Origin of the sequence: Aeromonas sp. R5-3 (assembly GCF_040908225.1) — a bacterium.
Classification (GTDB): Bacteria; Pseudomonadota; Gammaproteobacteria; order Enterobacterales; family Aeromonadaceae; genus Aeromonas; species Aeromonas dhakensis.
Map to the genome: position 1 here is coordinate 1 of NZ_JBFODH010000008.1, position 17,110 is coordinate 17,110.

Genomic DNA, 17,110 nt, shown 5'->3' on the forward strand with positions numbered 1-17,110 from the left:
CGGCTACAGCCGCCAGCAGTTCTACGAGATCCGCCGTAACTACCAGACCTATGGCGCCGAGGGCTTGCTCGACAAACTCCCCGGCTGTAAAGGGGGGCATCCCAACCGGGTCGCTCCCGAGATTGAGCAGGCCATCCTCGATTACTCTCTCACCAGACCAACCCATGGCCCGCTGCGGGTCGCGCAAGAACTGGCTCTGCAAGGCATCAACGTCAGTGCGGGCGGTGTGCGTGGCGTGTGGCAACGTCACGATTTGCTCTCTAAGCATGACCGCTTGTTGCGCCTCGAGAAAACCCATAGGGAGCAGACCATTGAGCTCAATGACGAGCAAATTCGCCTGCTCGAGCGCTTCAGTCCCGAGTTCCGAGAACGCCAGATAGAGGTCCACTACACCGGGGAACTGGTGGCAGTCGACACCTTCTTCGTCGGTGCACTCAAGGGTGTGGGCAAGGTGTATCTGCAAACCGTGCTAGATTGCTACAGCCGCCACGCCTGGGGACGGCTCTACACCAGCAAGCTGCCGGTGACGTCGGTCCATGTACTCAACGAAACGGTGCTGCCGTTCTTCGAAGCCCATGAGGCACGGGTCTATACCATCTTGTCGGACAATGGGCGCGAGTTCTGCGGGCGCCCTGACCATCATCCCTACGAGCTGTTCCTGCAACTGGAGGGGATTGAGCACCAGACCACCAAGGTACGCAGGCCACAGAGCAACGGCTTTATCGAACGGTTGCATCGAACCCTGTTGGATGAACACTTCCGTATCAAAGGGAGGACAACCTGGTATGAGTCGGTGGAGCAGATGCAGACAGACCTGGATAGCTATCTGGAGCACTACAACAACCAGCGACCACATCAGGGCAGGATGATGGAAGGACAAACGCCCTACAGCATGTTCAAGAAGGGTCTGAAATTGATACCGAAGGAAGTGCGCACTAAAGTAGCGTAAACAAGACACCGGTTTGAGGCCGGTGTCAGGTGATAACTAGATCTGTACACGTTGTAGACGATGCCGAACATCAAGCAATGCTTTGCGATAGAGAGACTGGGGATGTTCATCCTTAGTCTGTTCAATCAGATGCTCAATGATAGGTAATGACATTGACTTGTACTCGGGAAACTCGGCTAATTGGTAAGTAGCAATAGCCTGCTGTACTGCGGTGAGCACTTGGCCTTTTTCATCCATGCCAGCAAACCACACAAATACTTGGCGAAATTGTTCAAAGCGTTTGTTTGCTGCTTCGAGTTTTCGTGTGTCCAAGTATTTCCAAACGCCGAAGAGAAAAGCAATGGGGCCTCCCAGTAAGGTTAGAGAGGTAAGATATTCCATATTTGCTAGCCTGTATCTCAATGGATCCATAGATAAATGATTGTGACATGACTCTTTATTCAATGTCATCAAGGTCTTAGCCACTTTGAAATGACTCTTTCGTGCGTCTGGCTTTGGCTATGTCATCGAGGACAACAGAGATCAGCTCCGGGTCTCCTACCTCAACAGCTTCGTCCAGATATGCTTTAATCTCGGCTTCACTGGTCAAGTATTCAGCAGGTTCGTATTTGCTAAACACTTCTTCCATGTCTCGTCTCCCCACTCTCATGACACTGAAATTTCGATGCGAGCGCTCATAAATGTGAGACTCCTGTGGCCCTTCATTATACTTCTGTTGTCGTGACTCTTTACTCAGCACTTCCTCTATTCTATGACATTTCTATTTGACGGAATTCACGACATTTCTACATGTTTTTGACATATGTTACAGAAGGCCATCCAGGGCGTGATCCGAGAACTTGTGAGCGTCGTCGAAATACTCCTGCAAGGTACGGATGTCCTTGTGGCGGGTGACCTCGATGATCTTGTTCATCGGTTTGCCGGCGGTCACCGCCGATGTGATAAAGCCGCGGCGCAGACTGTGGCCGCTGACCTGGAGATCGTCGATGGCCTGACCGGTGCGCCGCTTGATCATCAGGTTGATGCCTTGCGGGCCGAGCGGCTCCTGCATGAGCTGGCCCCAGCGATTCATGCGGCGAAACAGGGCCCCCTCATGGATCCGGCTCTGTTTGAGCCAGCGCGCCAGTGCCGACACCGGGCAATATTGTTTGCCGGGCACCAGGGCGATCTCCGTTTCATGTAGCTGATGCTTGCTGGGCTTGAGCCGAAGGCGGATCCCCTGCCCCACAAAGTCGAGGTCATCCACCTCAATCCTTGCGGCCTCCGAGCGGCGCAAGGCACAGCTGAACATCAGCAACAACAGGGTGTAATCCCGCAGTCCCGCCAGATTGCTGGTGTCGATTTGGTCGAGCACGCATGCCAGCGGTTTCAGGGTCAGCGCCCCCGTTTTACGTTTGCGGTTGTCACCGAGCCGCACTATGCCCCGCATCATCTCCTTTATTTCCGCATGCTCGGTCGGCATGGGGTGGATCCCCTTCTGCTTGAAGGCATAACGGATGCCGGCGAGCCGTCTTACCAGGGTGGCTGGCTTGCGGGGATCGCCGTTGCGCAGCGCCCCCTTCCCCTCTTCCTTGTCCAGCCAGACCCAATCGGCCAGGATGCCGTCGGCCTGATCCGCCAGAAAGTTCATGATGTCATGATGGGTAGTCTGCAGCGGATCGAGCCCATGCAGCTGACACCAGAACACGAAGATACGGGTATCGGCCTGGTAGGCATTGAGGGTGGAGTCGGCTTTGGCGCTGCGCAGGAAGCGTCTGGCCCGGCTGTTCAGCTGAGGATCGAAGACGCTCTGCAAGGGCTGTTGAACTGGGTTTGAAATGCGTGGGTAGTTCACTTAACTCTATGATTTAATGCGGAGTTTCGTTGAATCTTACAGGATCTTGCAGATCTATCAAGTATCGATAATGAATATTATCGATACTTATGAAGAGTGCTTTTAACCCATTTCACCCTCCTCATTTATTCCTCAGCACACTGTTCTTCTTGCTTCGTTTTATCAGGGTTGAGGGCTTTGCCTCATCAGCATCCACTACACGAAGTGAGAGATAACGAACAACTATGATCGTTTTTGAATGGGCCATGATAGTGCTGATTGTCATAGTAAAACGCCCCGCTATGCGGGGCGTTGTTTGTTATCGCTTTGCCAACTTGAACAATTCAAAGAAGTTGTCACTGGTCGCCTGCGCCAATTCGGCTAGCGGCATTTGCCGCAGATCCGCGATGAACTGGGCCACGTCGCGAACAAAGGCCGGCTCGTTCTCCCTGCCCCGGTGCGGAACCGGCGCCAGATAGGGTGAGTCGGTTTCAACCAGCAGTCGTTCCAGTGGCAGCGCCTTGACTACAGATTGCAGCGCAGCCGCGTTCTTGAAAGTAGCGATACCGGAGATGGAGATATAAAAGCCCATCGCCATGGCCGCCTCTGCCATTTCAAGCGACTCGGTGAAGCAGTGCAGCACCCCGCCTACCTGATCTGCCCCCTCTTCGCGCATGATCTGCAGGGTATCCTGCTGGGCATCGCGGGTATGGATGATGAGGGGCTTGTTCAGGGCGCGGGCCACCCGGATATGCTCCCGGAAGGAAGCCTGCTGTACCTCCTTGTTCTCCGGCGAATAGAAGTAGTCGAGCCCGGTCTCGCCGATGGCCACCACCCTTTTATCCGCCGCCTGAGTCAACAACAAATCGGCATCGACGCCAGGCTCTTGGTTGAGGGGATGCACGCCGCAGGAGGCAAACACCTGAGGGTAAGGGGCGATCGCCTCCAGCATGGTCGGGAACTGTGCCTGGGTCACACTCACACAGAGAAAATATCCCACGTCCTGCCTGGCCGCCTTGGCCAGCACATCGGCCATGTCGGTCTGCTTGCTGCCATAACTCAGACGATCGAGATGGCAATGGGAATCAACGAGTAACATACAAAACCTTTTGGGATCTATAACCAGCGAGTGAGCCAGTTCATCAAATGAATGGTGGGGTTGGAGAGCTGCCCGGGCTGGCAGGCCGCCTTGAGCCCAACGAGCTGCTGCTCCGCCTCCAGCAGCTTTTCACTGGAGTGACGCTCCGCCAGTTGTTGACTGAGCGAGGCCAGATCCGGCATGGCCAGCTGGTGATGCCCACAACCGGCCTGCGTCTTGAGCGCATCGCACAAGAACAGCTGCACCCAGTGCAGTCTGACCTGGGTATCGCTTGCCAGCAGGCTGCACACATGGTTGGTCCGGGTGGGCGTTTGCGAGAGGGCGAGAAAACTCTCAAGCAGATCACGGCGATCCGTGTCCTGCTGCTGCATCAAGTAATCCAGCACTCGCAGCGGAGCCCCCTGGCAGATCCGCACCTGAGCCTGGGTGGCCTGATGACCCTGCTCGGCGAGCCAGGCCAGGGTCTCCCCTTCCGCCGGCAACTGGCAGACATGCTTGTGGCAACGGCTGAGAATGGTGGGCAGCAGGCGGGAAACCTGAGAGGCGATCAGCAGCAACAAGCTGTCGCCGGCCGGCTCCTCCAGGGTTTTGAGCAGCGCGTTGGCGGCCGATTCGGTCATGCGCTCCGTATCCGGGATGATCACCACCTTGCCCCGGCCAAGCTGGGCCGAATTCTGCAGACGTGCACAGATCTCGCGGATGGCCTCGACCCCTATGGTCTTGCCCTCAGTGGTGAGGGTGCCCAGATCCGGGTGGTGGCCCTTTTCAAACAGCTGGCAGGAGTGGCACTGACCACAAGGCTCGCCCCGATCAGGCTGATGGCACAGGTGCAGGCGGGCCAGCTGCTGTGCAAGTTGCTCCTTGCCAAGACCGGGATCACCCAGCAGCAGCCAGGCGTGCCCCAGCCGGCCGGCGGCGGCAGTCTGACTCAAGGCATGCCAGTCCGGGATCAACCAGGGATACATGAGGGCTCGTCTTTCAGGTAGTGGGACAATGCAGCCTCGATGGCCGCCTTGACCTGCTCCGGCGCTTGGCCGGCGTCGATCACCTTGACTGACGCATCGGCGGCAGCCAGTTCCAGATAGCGCTGGCGGGTACGCTCGAAGAAGCTGAGCTGTTCAAGCTCGATCCGGTCCAGCTCACCGCGATGACGGGCCCGTTGCAGGCCGATGGCGGGATCGATGTCGAGATAGAGGGTCAGATCCGGCTTGAAGTCGCCGAGCACGGCCCGCTTGATGGCGCCGATGAGGTTGGCATCGATGCCGCGACCACCGCCCTGGTAGGCCTGGGAGGAGAGATCGTGGCGATCGCCCACCACCCAGACACCATCGGCCAGCGCCGGCTTGATGCGGGTCTCGACCAGTTGCACCCGGGAGGCGTACATCAGCAACAGTTCGGCTTCGATGGTGAGCCGCTCGTCGTGCACCTCCTTGACGATGGCCCGCATCCGCTCCGCCAACGGCGTGCCGCCCGGCTCACGGGTACACTCGATCCGTGCCACCCCGTGGGCATGCAGATAGTCGGTCACGTAGCGCACCGCGGAGCTCTTTCCTGCGCCTTCCAGTCCTTCAATCACGATAAATTTAGACATTAGGGTTTCTTCAAAATGTATTCACGCACCGCCCGATTGTGTTCATCGAGGGTCTTGGAAAAATAGTGGGCTCCGCCCCCCTTGGCGACGAAATAGAGATAGTCGGTCGACAGGGGGTTGAGCGCCGCTTCGATGGAGGCCTTGCCCGGCATGGCGATGGGAGTGGGCGGCAAGCCGTCGATCACATAGGTGTTGTAGGGGTTCACGTCGGTCAGGTCGCTGCGGCGGATATTGCCGTCATACCTGTCCTTCACCCCGTAGATGACGGTGGGATCAGTCTGCAGCTTCATGCCAAGGCGAAGACGATTGACGAACACCGAGGCGATCCGCGCCCGCTCTTCCGGCATCCCCGTCTCTTTTTCGATGATCGAGGCCATGATCAGCGCCTCGTAGGGAGTCTTGTAGGGCAGATTGGCCTGACGCTTCTCCCAGCTCTGCTGCAGGAAGGTCTCCATGTCCTGATGGGCACGGCGCAAAATGGAGAGATCGCTGGCATGAGTGGTATAGGCGTAGGTCTCCGGCAGGAACCACCCCTCCAGCTTGCCGTTTTCGATGCCAAGCTCCTGAGCCAGATCGGTCTCGGGCAACTCGACGGTCAGCCGCTCCAGATAGGGGGCGCTGGCCAGCTGCTTCAACCAATCCTCGAAACGGGATCCTTCGACGAAGGTCAGGCTGAAGTGAAACTCCTTGCCGGAAGCAAACAGGGAGAGGGTATCCTTGAGCGGTGCCCCTTCCTTGATCTCATAGGTACCGGACTTGATGGCAACCAGCTCGGGATGACCGCGCAACCAGAGCCGCACCGCCCAGGGGCTGGTTTCCCCCTCCCCCAGTTCGGCGATCAGACGCGCCGCATGGGCCCCCTTCTCAACGGTAAAGAGACGGGTCGGTCCCTTGTTGGTGAGCGTCTCCACCTGTTGCCACTTGTAATGTACATAGCCCCCGGCAGCGGCGACAGTCAGCGCCGCGCCCGCGAGCAGGGTGTAAAGCCGATTAAACTTCAATGACCAAACGCTCCTGTAAACGGCGGATCAATTCCTGACTGGCATATTGGGTCTCCCCGATGCCGGTGACCGGCACTATGCCCATCAGGGTATTGGTCAGCCATACCTCTTCGGCCTGCCACAGTGACTCCAGCGGAGCCTCCACGACACGCAGTTCAATGCTCATCTGTTTTAGCATCGCCATCACATGGCGCCGCATGATGCCGTCTATGCCGCAGTGGGAGAGATCCGGTGTAAACACCGTTCTACCACGGCGCCAAAACAGATTGGCACTGACCCCTTCTACCAGAAATCCCCGACTGTTCAAGACTATACCTTCGACCCCGGAACGGGCCGCGAGTTCGCTTTTCAGCAGCACCTGCTCCAGCCGGTTGAGGGTCTTGAGGCCTGCCAGCATGGGGGCATCCCCCAACCGCTGTCGGCATACCAAGAGTGGAATGCCATCTCGCTGCCATGTCGGATAGTGAGCCGGGTAAGCGGCCAGCGACAGGATCCGGGTCGGCGCATGGCAGGCTGTGCCATCATAGCCCCGGCCACCGCTGCCACGGGTCAGCATCACCTTGATCACCGCCAGCGCTTGATCGCGGGCCAATTGGGCCACTTCATCGCCAAGTTGTTGCCAGTCCAGCTCGGCAAGGCCGAGTCTGGCGCTCGCTTGCTGCAACCTTGTCAGGTGTGCCGGCCACCAGACGGGTCGGCTATCCTTGACCAACAGGGTGGTGAAATGACCATCCCCATAGGCCAGACCACGATCCATAGCGGAGACGCTGTCTGTCGGTATTCCATTGATCAGCAAAAGGATCCCTCCGATAAAAAAGGCCCGATACTGACGTATCGGGCCCATACTATCCGCCCAGGGCGAATTATACGCGTTTGAAGATCAGTGAGCCATTGGTGCCGCCAAAACCGAAGGAATTGGAGAGGGCATATTCGAAGTTGCCGGCCTTGGCAACATGAGGCACCAGATCCAGGTCGCACTCATCATCCGGGTTGTCCAGGTTGATGGTGGGCGGCGCCATCTGATCGCGCAGCGCCAGTACCGTGATGATCGCCTCGATGGCGCCGGCGGCACCCAGCAGGTGACCGGTCATCGATTTGGTGGAACTGACCATCAGGGATTTGGCATGTTCGCCAAATACGGCCTTCATGCCGCGCAGCTCGGCGACGTCACCCAGCGGGGTGGAGGTGCCGTGGGCGTTGATGTAGCCCACCTGCTCGGGGGCGATACCGGCATCCTTGATGGCATTTTGCATGGCGCGTGCGCCACCGTTTCCGTCAGCGGGAGGCGCCGTCATGTGGTAGGCATCGCCGCTCATGCCAAAGCCGACCAGCTCGGCATAGATCTTGGCACCACGGGCCTTGGCGTGTTCGTACTCTTCCAGCACCAGCACCCCGGCGCCATCACCCAGCACGAAACCGTCGCGATCTTTATCCCACGGACGGCTGGCCTTGGTGGGCTCGTCGTTGCGGTTGGAGAGCGCCTTGGCGGCGGCAAAACCGCCCATCCCCATCGGGGTGGATGCCTTCTCGGCACCACCGGCCACCATCACGTCCGCATCGCCGTAGGCGATCATGCGACCGGCCATGCCGATGGCATGGGTGCCTGTGGTACAGGCGGTGGTGACGGCGATGTTGGGGCCCTGCAGGCCTCTCATGATGGAGAGATGACCGGACACCATATTGATGATGGTGGACGGTACGAAGAAGGGGCTCAGCTTGCGGGGACCGCCGTTGACCAGGCTGCTGTGGTTCTGCTCAATCAGACCCAGACCGCCGATGCCGGAACCAATCGCCACACCGACACGCTCGGCATTCTCCTCGTTGATGACGAGACCGGCATCATCCAGCGCCTGCACGCCTGCGGCGATGCCGTACTGGATGAAGAGATCCATCTTGCGAGCTTCTTTGCGGTTGATACCGTACTGCTCGGGATCGAAATCCTTGACCTGGCCTGCGAAGCGGGTCGCAAACTCGCTGGCGTCAAAGTGTTCGATGGGAGAAATGCCGCTCTGCCCGTTGAGCAGGGCTTGCCAGCTGGATTCGGCAGTGTTGCCTACCGGGGAAAGCATCCCCAAGCCGGTCACCACGACTCTGCGTTTTGACACTGAGGTAGTCTCCGAGAGGTGTTTTGAAAAGGAGTAAACATAAAAGAAGCGGCCCTTGGGCCGCTTCTTTCAGAACAGGAACTTATTCCTGATTAGCGGTGATGTAGTCGATAGCCGCTTGAACAGTGGTGATCTTCTCGGCTTCTTCATCAGGAATTTCGGTATCGAATTCTTCTTCCAGCGCCATTACCAGTTCAACGGTATCCAAAGAGTCAGCGCCCAGGTCGTCGACGAAGGAGGCAGCGTTCTTAACGTCTTCTTCTTTAACACCCAGTTGTTCGATGATGATTTTCTTTACGCGTTCTTCGATGTTGCTCATGACCTGAATTTTCCTTTAAAAATACGCTATTGCGTCTGGTTGGGGTAGTTTATTCAATTGACGTGAGTTTGCAAGTAGCTTGCCGCTGGTCAAACCACGAAATTCGCCAAACTTCGGCGTACTATCGCAAATTTGAACAGATCTCACGACAAATTGATTACACCATGTACATCCCGCCATTAACATGCAGGGTTTCGCCAGTGATGTAGGCGGCATCATCCGATGCCAAGAATACCACAGCAGCGGCAATTTCTTTTGGATCGCCCAGCCGAGCGGCAGGTACCTGGCTCATGATGCCGGCACGCTGCTCTTCATTGAGCGCCTTGGTCATATCGGTCTCGATGAAACCGGGGGCAACCGCGTTCACGGTAATGCCGCGGGAGGCCACTTCACGGGCCAGCGACTTGGTGAACCCCACCAGGCCCGCCTTGGCGGCTGCATAGTTGACCTGACCAGCGTTGCCCATGGTGCCGACCACGGAACCGATGCTGATGATGCGGCCATTGCGCTTCTTCATCATGGCGCGCAGCACCGGCTTGCTCAGACGGTACAGGGAGGTGAGGTTGGTGTCGATGATCTCGTTCCACTCATCATCCTTCATCCGCATCAACAGGTTGTCACGGGTGATCCCTGCGTTGTTGATCAGGATGTCGATGTCGCCAAAACGCGCCTTGATGGCGGCGAAGACGGCTTCGATGGATTCCTGGCTAGTCACGTTCAGTGCCATGCCGCAACCCTGTTCACCCAGATAGACGCTGATTGCCTCGGCGCCGCTCTCGCTGGTCGCCGTGCCGACTACCTTGGCGCCACGGGCCGCAAAAGTTTCAGCAATCGCACGGCCGATGCCACGACTGGCACCGGTCACCAACACAACCTTATCGGTAAAGCTCATTCATTGCTCCTGTTTACTTGATCTGGGCCAGCGCCTGCTCGAAAGAGGCGGCATCGTTGGCATGAATACCTTCCACGCGCTTGTCGATGCGCTTGGCGAGCCCGGTCAGTACCTTGCCCGGTCCCATTTCGATCTCGAGGGTGACCCCCTCGTTGGCCATCCGCTCGACAGTCTCGGTCCAACGAACCGGGCTGAACAGCTGACGCACCAATGCCTGCTTGATGGCGGCCGGATCCTGCTCACAGGATACGTCGACATTATTGATGACGGCGATGGCAGGAACCTTGATCTCGATCCCGTCCAGCGCAGCTGCCAGTTTTTCGGCGGCAGGTTTCATCAGGGCGCAGTGGGAGGGCACGGAGACCGGCAGCGGCAGCGCACGCTTGGCACCGGACTCTTTCATCAGCACGTTGGCGCGCTCGACAGCCTCTTTGTGACCGGCGATGACCACCTGGCCCGGGGAGTTGAAGTTGACCGGAGAGACCACCTGCCCTTCAGCCGCCTTCTCGCAGTTGGCAGCGATGGCGTCATTGTCCAGGCCGATGATGGCGGCCATGGCACCGGTGCCTTCCGGCACGGCTTCCTGCATGGCCAGACCACGCAGTTCAACCAGCTTGACCGCATCGGTAAAGGCCAGTGCGCCGCTGCAGACCAGGGCGGAATACTCACCCAGACTGTGGCCTGCCATCACGGCGGGGGTTGCCCCACCCTGCTGTTGCCACAGGCGCCACAGCGCGACAGAAGCGGTCAGCAGTGCAGGCTGGGTACGCCAGGTCTTGTTCAGCTCTTCGGCCGGACCTTCCATGACCAGGGCAAACAGGTCATAACCCAGCACCTGGCTCGCCTCGGCGAAGGTCTCCTTGATCACGGCATGTTGTTCGGCCAGCTCGGCCAGCATGCCGACGGTTTGGGAGCCCTGTCCCGGGAAGGCAATGGCAAATTGGGTCATCATTGATTCCTTTAAATAAGAGAAAAATGAGAACGGCAGGATGAGACGCTCGTCCCATCCCGCTGACGATCAGAGGCGAACCAGCGCCGAGCCCCAGGCAAAACCGCCGCCGAAAGCTTCCAGCAAGACCAGCTGGCCCGGTTTGATCCGGCCGTCGCGCACCCCTTCATCGAAGGCGATGGGCACGGAGGCAGCAGAGGTGTTGCCGTGTTTGTCGAGGGTCAGCACCACCTTGTCCAGCCCCATGCCAAGCTTCTTGGCGGTGGCGCTGATGATGCGGAAGTTGGCCTGATGGGGCACCAGCCAGTCCAGCTCGCTCGGCTCGATGCCGGCGGCGGCCAGGGTTTCGGTGACGATCTCGCTCAGACGGGTGACCGCGACTTTGAAGACATCATTGCCCTTCATGTACATGTAGGCTTCGAGCTCGGCCCCCGGCATGCCGCGACGGGGCTGCGGCAGCTTGAGCAGCTCGCCATAACGACCATCGGCATGCAGATGGGTGGAGAGGATGCCGGGGGTGTCGCTCGCACCGATCACCACTGCCCCTGCCCCATCCCCGAACAGGATGATGGTGCCACGATCCTCGGGATCGCACATGCGCGACAGCACATCGGCGCCGACGACCAGCACGTGGCGGGCGGCGCCGGATTTGACGAACTGATCGGCAATGGAGAGCGCATACGTAAAGCCGGCGCAGGCGGCCGCCACGTCGAAGGCCGGGATCCCTTGCACCCCGAGCAGCCCCTGCAGTTCACAGGCGGCGGCCGGAAAGGCGTTTTCGGCGCTGGTGGTGGCCAGCACTATCATGTCGAGATCGGCAGCAGTCAGACCTGCGGCATCCAGCGCGCGCAGGGCCGCCTGGTGAGACAGGGTTGCAACGGTTTCATCGGCACCGGCAATGCGGCGTTCACGGATCCCGGTACGCTCCACAATCCACTCGTCACTGGTCTCTACCATCTGTTCGAGGTCGGCGTTGGTACGTACTGAGGACGGCAGATAGCTGCCAGTACCCAAAATTTTGCTATGCATAGAGTTCTTATAGGTCCCTGTCGGAAAAGACAGATTCAAGGCGATCTGCGATTTGCAATGGAAGTTGATGCTTGGCCTCTTGCGCGGCCAGCAGGATCGCGTTACACAGGGCGCGCCGTTCGGCCCGCCCATGGCTTTTTACCACAATGCCGCGCAATCCTAACAGACTTGCACCGTTATACTGGTCGGGGTTCAGGTAAGAAAAACGTCGTTTGAACATAAATCCGGCGATACGGCCAAGAAAACTGCGTTTCTTGCGGGGATATCCGGCCAGTTGGGCCATCATCCGTACCACCCCCTCTGCCGTCTTGAGGGCGACATTGCCGACAAAACCGTCGCAGACGATCACGTCACAATCGCCGCTAAAAATTCGATCCCCTTCAACAAAGCCGACAAAGTTGAGCGCCTGGCACTGGCGCAGCAGTTCGGCACTGTGGCGCACCAGATCGTTCCCCTTGATCTCCTCCTCCCCCACGTTGAGCAGGGCCACCCTGGGAGTGGCAACCCCCTCCACCTTTTCAGCCACCACTGAGCCCATCACGGCAAACTGCAGCAGGGTGTCGGCATCGCAGCTGACGTTGGCACCGAGATCCAGCATCACGGTACGTTTGCCGGACAGGGTGGGCAGCGCCTTGATGAGGGCGGGTCGGTCGACGCCGGGCAGGGATTTGAGCACGCATTTGGCCATGGCCATCAGTGCGCCTGTGTTGCCGGCGCTGACGCAGGCATCGGCCTCGCCGCTCTTGACCAGATTGAGTACGACTCGCATGGAGGAGTCTTTCAGGGTGCGCAGTGCCACGATCGGTTTGTCGCCCATCCCAACAACCTGGGAGGCATGGACAAAACGGACGCGAGGGTGATTGAGCAAGCCATGTTGCTGCAGGAGGGGGGTGGTCTGGTGCTGGTCACCGACCAGGATCAATTTCAGCTGGGGTAAAAGAGACAGTGCCTGCACGGCGGCAGGCACTGTTTCCGAGGGGCCAATATCTCCCCCCATGATGTCTAGCGCGACAGTTTGCGTAGACAAAGGCAATCCTTAAGCGATTACCTTTTTACCGCGGTAGAAACCATCGGCAGTCACGTGGTGACGACGATGGATTTCGCCACTGGTCTGATCAACAGTCAGGGCAGCGGTGGTCAGCGCATCGTGGGAACGACGCATGCCACGCTTGGCACGGGTTTTACGGTTCTGTTGTACGGCCATTGTAGGCTAACTCCTAAATTCACTTACGTTTAAGCTCTTCAAGAACTGCAAAGGGATTCGGCCGCTCATCAGCAGGTTCGATTTCACCCCAGGTCATCTCCATGTTACCGCGCGGGCAAGCATCCATGGGATGCATGGCCACCTGCGGCAACGAGAGGATGAGTTCATCCTCCAGGATTTGATGAAGATCCATCTCGCCGTTTTCGTCCAACTCAATGGGCTCATAAGCTTCCGGCAGTTCTTCCTCGTTTGTTCTTTCGAACAGCGGAGTGTAGATAAATTCAGCTTCACAGAGATGTTCGAATGTCTCTCCACAACGCTGGCAAACCAGGTCAACCTTGGCATGGGCAGTGCCTTTCATAACGGTCAACTTCTGGACATCTTTGCCAAAGTGCAGCGATACATCGATATCACTCCGCAAGCCTGCGGTTGATTCCTCCAGCCTGGGCATCTGCGACTTTTCCACTATCCCGACATAATCGAGCAGCTTCGAGGCACTACGGACTGGATCAACCTTTACGGGCAACTTCACCTTTTGCATAGGGCGCGAATATTATAGGTCCAACAACTGATAGTCAAAGGAAAAAGTCCTTACCCCCGATGATTTTAACCTCACAACCCCCGCACATGGCGGAACTTGCGCTCACCGGTGCCTGATTATGCCACAAACCTGCGGATCCGACACCGGATCCTGGCCGGATTTGCTGGTGCGTCAGGCCCCAGACAGTTGTCAGACCGCCCCACTGTCACTTGCTTGTCCAATTCGCCCTGCCTTCCCCACCCTGCCGCAGTCAAGGGGTAGCGCCACAAGCGCCATGCTTTCCACCAGGTCGCTGATGAAGACAGGCACAGATCCCCACCGGGGCGCCCTCCATCAGGCGGCGAATGGCGCGAAAACTCTGCAGCGCAGCGTCGGCAGCCATGGGATTGACGAGCCAGGCGGGCAGCGTGTCGCCCGGGTTGGTATAGGTTTCGAGGCGCACCAGCGTCGTGCCGTTCAGCTGAGGCAGCGCTTCCCAGCGTCCTTCACTGGTGCGGATCCGCACCCGACCGGGATAAGGCGGCAAAGCATCGGGGGCCGCCCAGACGTTCAACACCAGGCCGCAATCTGACAGCCGTTGCAGGCGGGAGTGGGTAATAAGCTCCCTGTCCTGTACAGGCCAGGGGGCAGCGAGGCGGGTATAAACAATATCCTCATCGGGAGCGGGTTTGGCCAACACCCTCACCTCCAGGCTTTGGGGCAGCCACTCCTGATGTCGACCGGTATCACGCAGCACCGCGAGCAACGCCGCAGGGGGCGCTGCCACATACATCTCCAGTCGCAAGGCCAGAAAGGCGCCGGGTGGATGAGGGCGGGTCCACAGCAGTATGCCCTCCTCCCCTGCCTGCAGGTGCCAGCCTTGTCCCCAGACGGGCAGACAGAGCAGCCACAACAACCATGCCCCCAGCTTGTTCATCTCATCGCCCCTGTTACCCCGCTCTTATGCTTATAGCCGTTTTCGGACGGGACAGAGACAGTCAGTGTCACTCCATCAGCCAGATGTAGCCGACGCGCACTGTATTCTGAGCAAGGCCAGCGCATCGAGCAGGCACACCTGCTTGCGAGCGCGGCGACATTTGCCCGCGCCGCACGATGGCGATACCATCGGCGCCTGCCCGTTTCTGACCCTGGATACCTGATTGCCATGTCGCGCCCCCTGATCCTCGCCTCCACCTCCCGTTACCGCAAAGCCTTGCTGGAAAAGCTGGGCTTCCCCTTTGAGTGCGCCGCGCCCGAAGTCGATGAATCTGTGCTACCCGGTGAAGAGGCACAGGCGCTGGTGGCCCGCCTTGCCCATGCCAAGGCCAGCGCCATTGCCAGCCTGCGTGATCAAGGGCTGATCATCGGCTCGGATCAGGTGTGCGTCTGCGATGGCCGGATCCTGGGGAAACCGGGAACGGTCGAACAAGCGGTAGCCCAGCTGATGGCGGCCCAGGGGCGCAGCATCACCTTTTATACCGGCCTGTGCGTACTGGATGCGGCCTCCGGCCGGGCTGAGCAGCTGGTTGAGCCTTTCACCGTCCATTTTCGCCAGCTGGATGAGAGTGCTATCCGCCGCTATGTGGAGGCCGAGCGTCCCCTCGACTGTGCCGGCAGCTTCAAGTGTGAAGGCATGGGTATCGTGCTGTTCAAGGCTCTGGAGGGACGCGATCCCAATGCGTTGATCGGCTTGCCGCTGATCGGGCTGATCAAACTGCTGGAGCGCCACGGCCTCTCTCTGCCCTGATGAAGATAGAATGTTGGCAATAAAAAACGGAAGCCTTGGCTTCCGTTTTTTATTGCATCCCGGTGCTTGTCATCAACCCAGCAGCGCCCTCAGCTCCGCCATGGTATCGACCACCGCCAGCGGATGGTGGGCCTGCAGGCGCCCCCGATCGTGCACGCCCCAGCTTACGCCGATGCGCGGCATGGCCAACGCTTCGGCCATCGCCATGTCGTGGATGGAGTCACCTATCATCACCGCCTGTGACGGGATCAGCGCCAGCTCGGTCAGGATCTGGGTCAGCATCAGGGGATCAGGCTTGGAGTTGGCCTCATCCGCCCCGCGCGTGACGGCAAAGAGCGGCCGCAACCCGGTTTCATCCAGTACCCTGTCCAACCCCCGCCGTGACTTGCCAGTCGCCACCGCCAGCGCAATACCCTGCTCGTGCCAGCCGTGCAGCAACTCCCTCGCCCCGGCAAACAGGGGGCTGGGAGTGGCATCGTGCAAGTAGTGGTGGCGATAGCGGGCGATCAGAGCATTGGCTCGCTCACCGCCCTGCTCCAGGGAAAACAGCCGGGGGATCCCGACCTCCAGACTGAGACCAATGATCTGATGAGTCTCGGTGGCGGTGGGCACCACCTCGGCACAGTCATGGGCGGCGGCGGCCACGCAGGCCACTATCCGGCCCACCGAGTCCATCAGGGTACCGTCCCAGTCGAAAATGGCGAGCCGGATCTGCGTCATCAGCGTGCCAATCCGTTGAGGAAGGTCTCGAGCTCGGGCGACAGGGGCGCTTCGACCTGCATCTCGCGACCATCGGCCGGATGAGTGAAGGTCAGCCGCCAGGCATGCAAGAAGAGCCGTTTCAGGCCTTGGCTGCGCATTTTCTCGTCAAATGCCGCTTCTCCATACTTGTCGTCACACGCGATGGGGTGGCCGGCATGCAGGGTGTGCACCCGGATCTGGTGGGTACGGCCGGTGATCGGGCTGCACTCGACCAGGGTCGCCTCGGCGAATTGACGGGCAATGCGAAACCGGGTTTCTGACGGCTTGCCATCGGCACTGACCCGCACGACCCGCTCGCCGGATTGCAAATCATTCTTGCGCAGCGGCGCATTGACCACCTTGACGTGGGGTTGCCACTGGCCACGCACCAGCGCCAGGTACTGTTTGCGCATGGTCTTGACCCGCAGCTGCTCGTGCAGACTACGCAGGGCGCTGCGCTTCTTGGCGACCAGCAGCACACCGGAGGTGTCGCGATCGAGACGATGCACCAGTTCGAGAAAGCGGGCTTCCGGGCGCAGGGCGCGCAGCCCTTCGATGACCCCGAAGCTCAGCCCGCTGCCGCCGTGAACGGCCATGCCGGACGGCTTGTTGAGCACGATCATGGCGTCGTCTTCAAACAGGATCTGGCTTTCCAGACGCTGGATGCTGCCGAGGTTGGCCGAGGGCAATTCATTCTTTTCGGCGACCCGCACGGGGGGAACCCGTACCTCGTCGCCGGCGCAGAGTTTGTACTCCGGTTTGATGCGCTTTTTGTTGACGCGCACTTCCCCCTTGCGAAGGATGCGATAGATCAGGCTCTTGGGGACGCCCTTTAGCTGAGTCTTGAGAAAATTGTCGATGCGCTGCCCGTCATGCTCAGCTTCGATGGTGAGCAGCTGCACTTGTTGTTGTATCTGTGTCATGGCGCGGATTTTAACACTGCCGACGGCCCTTGGCTGCATGCTTTGTTGAAAAATGGCGCCTTGCTATAAAAGTGATTTAAATGGGATAATAAACAAGGTTTTGTCATTGTGTTCAAGCCTTGTACTAAGTGGCCAAAAATTATGCCACCCAATCCCGAAACACCGTGTATACAAGAACATGACGGTTCCCGGGTGCGAGGTACAGCGCATGGAGAACGCAAACAGAAC

At 58.9% G+C, this 17,110-nt stretch carries 21 protein-coding genes; 2 read left to right on the forward strand and 19 right to left on the reverse strand.

Annotated elements, in window-relative coordinates:
• Positions 1-949: IS481-like element ISAs19 family transposase (locus tag AB5Y95_RS02920; RefSeq protein ID WP_368159468.1), on the forward strand; the 949-nt coding region annotated here is incomplete at its 5' end.
• A 36-nt stretch (positions 950-985) separates the two neighbouring features.
• On the opposite strand, the gene AB5Y95_RS02925 is transcribed toward AB5Y95_RS02920, so the two are convergent.
• The 17 genes from AB5Y95_RS02925 to AB5Y95_RS03005 form a co-directional block, all read right to left on the reverse strand.
• Positions 986-1,330, reverse strand: a complete 345-nt coding sequence (locus AB5Y95_RS02925; protein WP_368159469.1) for a hypothetical protein — start codon at positions 1,328-1,330, stop codon at positions 986-988.
• Between the two features lie 76 nt (positions 1,331-1,406).
• The gene (locus tag AB5Y95_RS02930) at positions 1,407-1,577 is read right to left on the reverse strand and encodes a DNA-binding protein (protein ID WP_368159470.1); all 171 of its coding nucleotides are present in this window, start codon (positions 1,575-1,577) and stop codon (positions 1,407-1,409) included.
• Between the two features lie 177 nt (positions 1,578-1,754).
• On the reverse strand, positions 1,755-2,783 hold the full coding sequence (locus AB5Y95_RS02935; RefSeq protein ID WP_368159471.1) for a site-specific integrase: 1,029 nt from the start codon (positions 2,781-2,783) through the stop codon (positions 1,755-1,757).
• Positions 2,784-3,081: 298 nt separating this feature from the next.
• Positions 3,082-3,861 carry a TatD family hydrolase gene (locus AB5Y95_RS02940; protein ID WP_208199310.1) on the reverse strand — a complete coding sequence of 260 codons (780 nt, stop codon included), beginning with the start codon at positions 3,859-3,861 and terminating at the stop codon, positions 3,082-3,084.
• A gap of 17 nt (positions 3,862-3,878) precedes the next feature.
• Entirely contained in the window at positions 3,879-4,826 is a 948-nt protein-coding gene (gene holB / locus AB5Y95_RS02945; protein ID WP_368159472.1) for a DNA polymerase III subunit delta', read from the reverse strand.
• Complete coding sequence (gene tmk, locus AB5Y95_RS02950; protein WP_010633981.1) at positions 4,811-5,452, reverse strand: dTMP kinase; 642 nt, start codon at positions 5,450-5,452, stop codon at positions 4,811-4,813. Before tmk ends, holB begins: the two co-directional genes overlap by 16 nt.
• A complete protein-coding gene (gene mltG, locus AB5Y95_RS02955) occupies positions 5,452-6,453 on the reverse strand; it encodes an endolytic transglycosylase MltG (RefSeq protein ID WP_005300892.1) in 1,002 nt (333 codons plus the stop codon). Before mltG ends, tmk begins: the two co-directional genes overlap by 1 nt.
• Positions 6,443-7,297 carry an aminodeoxychorismate lyase gene (gene pabC / locus AB5Y95_RS02960; protein WP_368159473.1) on the reverse strand — a complete coding sequence of 285 codons (855 nt, stop codon included), beginning with the start codon at positions 7,295-7,297 and terminating at the stop codon, positions 6,443-6,445. Before pabC ends, mltG begins: the two co-directional genes overlap by 11 nt.
• 19 nt (positions 7,298-7,316) lie before the next feature.
• On the reverse strand, positions 7,317-8,558 hold the full coding sequence (fabF, locus tag AB5Y95_RS02965; protein WP_010633978.1) for a beta-ketoacyl-ACP synthase II: 1,242 nt from the start codon (positions 8,556-8,558) through the stop codon (positions 7,317-7,319).
• Positions 8,559-8,640: 82 nt separating this feature from the next.
• Positions 8,641-8,877 carry an acyl carrier protein gene (gene acpP, locus AB5Y95_RS02970; protein WP_005300909.1) on the reverse strand — a complete coding sequence of 79 codons (237 nt, stop codon included), beginning with the start codon at positions 8,875-8,877 and terminating at the stop codon, positions 8,641-8,643.
• A gap of 157 nt (positions 8,878-9,034) precedes the next feature.
• Positions 9,035-9,769 (reverse strand): 3-oxoacyl-ACP reductase FabG, encoded by a 735-nt coding sequence (gene fabG, locus AB5Y95_RS02975; protein ID WP_368159474.1) that lies wholly within the window; start codon positions 9,767-9,769, stop codon positions 9,035-9,037.
• Positions 9,770-9,782: 13 nt separating this feature from the next.
• Positions 9,783-10,718: an ACP S-malonyltransferase gene (gene fabD, locus AB5Y95_RS02980; RefSeq protein WP_017764489.1), complete on the reverse strand. Its 936-nt coding sequence runs from the start codon at positions 10,716-10,718 to the stop codon at positions 9,783-9,785.
• A gap of 69 nt (positions 10,719-10,787) precedes the next feature.
• The gene (locus tag AB5Y95_RS02985) at positions 10,788-11,747 is read right to left on the reverse strand and encodes a beta-ketoacyl-ACP synthase III (protein ID WP_244364268.1); all 960 of its coding nucleotides are present in this window, start codon (positions 11,745-11,747) and stop codon (positions 10,788-10,790) included.
• A gap of 7 nt (positions 11,748-11,754) precedes the next feature.
• A complete protein-coding gene (gene plsX, locus AB5Y95_RS02990) occupies positions 11,755-12,774 on the reverse strand; it encodes a phosphate acyltransferase PlsX (protein WP_226009891.1) in 1,020 nt (339 codons plus the stop codon).
• A 9-nt stretch (positions 12,775-12,783) separates the two neighbouring features.
• Positions 12,784-12,951, reverse strand: coding sequence for a 50S ribosomal protein L32 (gene rpmF / locus AB5Y95_RS02995; protein ID WP_005300935.1), 168 nt, complete (start codon positions 12,949-12,951; stop codon positions 12,784-12,786).
• Positions 12,952-12,970: 19 nt separating this feature from the next.
• On the reverse strand, positions 12,971-13,492 hold the full coding sequence (yceD, locus tag AB5Y95_RS03000) for a 23S rRNA accumulation protein YceD (RefSeq protein WP_010633974.1): 522 nt from the start codon (positions 13,490-13,492) through the stop codon (positions 12,971-12,973).
• 250 nt (positions 13,493-13,742) lie between these two features.
• Positions 13,743-14,408 (reverse strand): START domain-containing protein, encoded by a 666-nt coding sequence (locus tag AB5Y95_RS03005; RefSeq protein ID WP_368159475.1) that lies wholly within the window; start codon positions 14,406-14,408, stop codon positions 13,743-13,745.
• A 228-nt stretch (positions 14,409-14,636) separates the two neighbouring features.
• On the opposite strand from AB5Y95_RS03005, the gene AB5Y95_RS03010 reads away from it, so the two are divergent.
• Positions 14,637-15,218, forward strand: coding sequence for a nucleoside triphosphate pyrophosphatase (locus AB5Y95_RS03010; RefSeq protein WP_368159476.1), 582 nt, complete (start codon positions 14,637-14,639; stop codon positions 15,216-15,218).
• Between the two features lie 72 nt (positions 15,219-15,290).
• Here AB5Y95_RS03010 and AB5Y95_RS03015 read toward each other — a convergent pair whose 3' ends face one another.
• Both AB5Y95_RS03015 and rluC read right to left on the reverse strand, forming a co-directional pair.
• Positions 15,291-15,938 (reverse strand): HAD family hydrolase, encoded by a 648-nt coding sequence (locus AB5Y95_RS03015; protein ID WP_368159477.1) that lies wholly within the window; start codon positions 15,936-15,938, stop codon positions 15,291-15,293.
• A complete protein-coding gene (gene rluC, locus AB5Y95_RS03020) occupies positions 15,938-16,882 on the reverse strand; it encodes a 23S rRNA pseudouridine(955/2504/2580) synthase RluC (protein ID WP_010633970.1) in 945 nt (314 codons plus the stop codon). Before rluC ends, AB5Y95_RS03015 begins: the two co-directional genes overlap by 1 nt.
• Positions 16,883-17,110 lie beyond the last annotated feature (228 nt).

What these genes read in the sequence shown, in the direction of transcription:
- acpP (WP_005300909.1), bottom strand. Translation starts at nt 8,877, where the DNA reads ATGAGCAACATCGAAGAACGCGTAAAGAAAATCATCATCGAACAACTG.
- holB (WP_368159472.1), bottom strand. Translation starts at nt 4,826, where the DNA reads ATGTATCCCTGGTTGATCCCGGACTGGCATGCCTTGAGTCAGACTGCC.
- AB5Y95_RS03015 (WP_368159477.1), bottom strand. Translation starts at nt 15,938, where the DNA reads ATGACGCAGATCCGGCTCGCCATTTTCGACTGGGACGGTACCCTGATG.
- rluC (WP_010633970.1), bottom strand. Translation starts at nt 16,882, where the DNA reads ATGACACAGATACAACAACAAGTGCAGCTGCTCACCATCGAAGCTGAG.
- AB5Y95_RS02925 (WP_368159469.1), bottom strand. Translation starts at nt 1,330, where the DNA reads ATGGAATATCTTACCTCTCTAACCTTACTGGGAGGCCCCATTGCTTTT.
- tmk (WP_010633981.1), bottom strand. Translation starts at nt 5,452, where the DNA reads ATGTCTAAATTTATCGTGATTGAAGGACTGGAAGGCGCAGGAAAGAGC.
- AB5Y95_RS02985 (WP_244364268.1), bottom strand. Translation starts at nt 11,747, where the DNA reads ATGCATAGCAAAATTTTGGGTACTGGCAGCTATCTGCCGTCCTCAGTA.
- AB5Y95_RS02940 (WP_208199310.1), bottom strand. Translation starts at nt 3,861, where the DNA reads ATGTTACTCGTTGATTCCCATTGCCATCTCGATCGTCTGAGTTATGGC.
- AB5Y95_RS03005 (WP_368159475.1), bottom strand. Translation starts at nt 14,408, where the DNA reads ATGAACAAGCTGGGGGCATGGTTGTTGTGGCTGCTCTGTCTGCCCGTC.
- fabD (WP_017764489.1), bottom strand. Translation starts at nt 10,718, where the DNA reads ATGACCCAATTTGCCATTGCCTTCCCGGGACAGGGCTCCCAAACCGTC.
- AB5Y95_RS03010 (WP_368159476.1), top strand. Translation starts at nt 14,637, where the DNA reads ATGTCGCGCCCCCTGATCCTCGCCTCCACCTCCCGTTACCGCAAAGCC.
- rpmF (WP_005300935.1), bottom strand. Translation starts at nt 12,951, where the DNA reads ATGGCCGTACAACAGAACCGTAAAACCCGTGCCAAGCGTGGCATGCGT.
- fabG (WP_368159474.1), bottom strand. Translation starts at nt 9,769, where the DNA reads ATGAGCTTTACCGATAAGGTTGTGTTGGTGACCGGTGCCAGTCGTGGC.
- yceD (WP_010633974.1), bottom strand. Translation starts at nt 13,492, where the DNA reads ATGCAAAAGGTGAAGTTGCCCGTAAAGGTTGATCCAGTCCGTAGTGCC.
- AB5Y95_RS02930 (WP_368159470.1), bottom strand. Translation starts at nt 1,577, where the DNA reads ATGGAAGAAGTGTTTAGCAAATACGAACCTGCTGAATACTTGACCAGT.
- pabC (WP_368159473.1), bottom strand. Translation starts at nt 7,297, where the DNA reads ATGGGCCCGATACGTCAGTATCGGGCCTTTTTTATCGGAGGGATCCTT.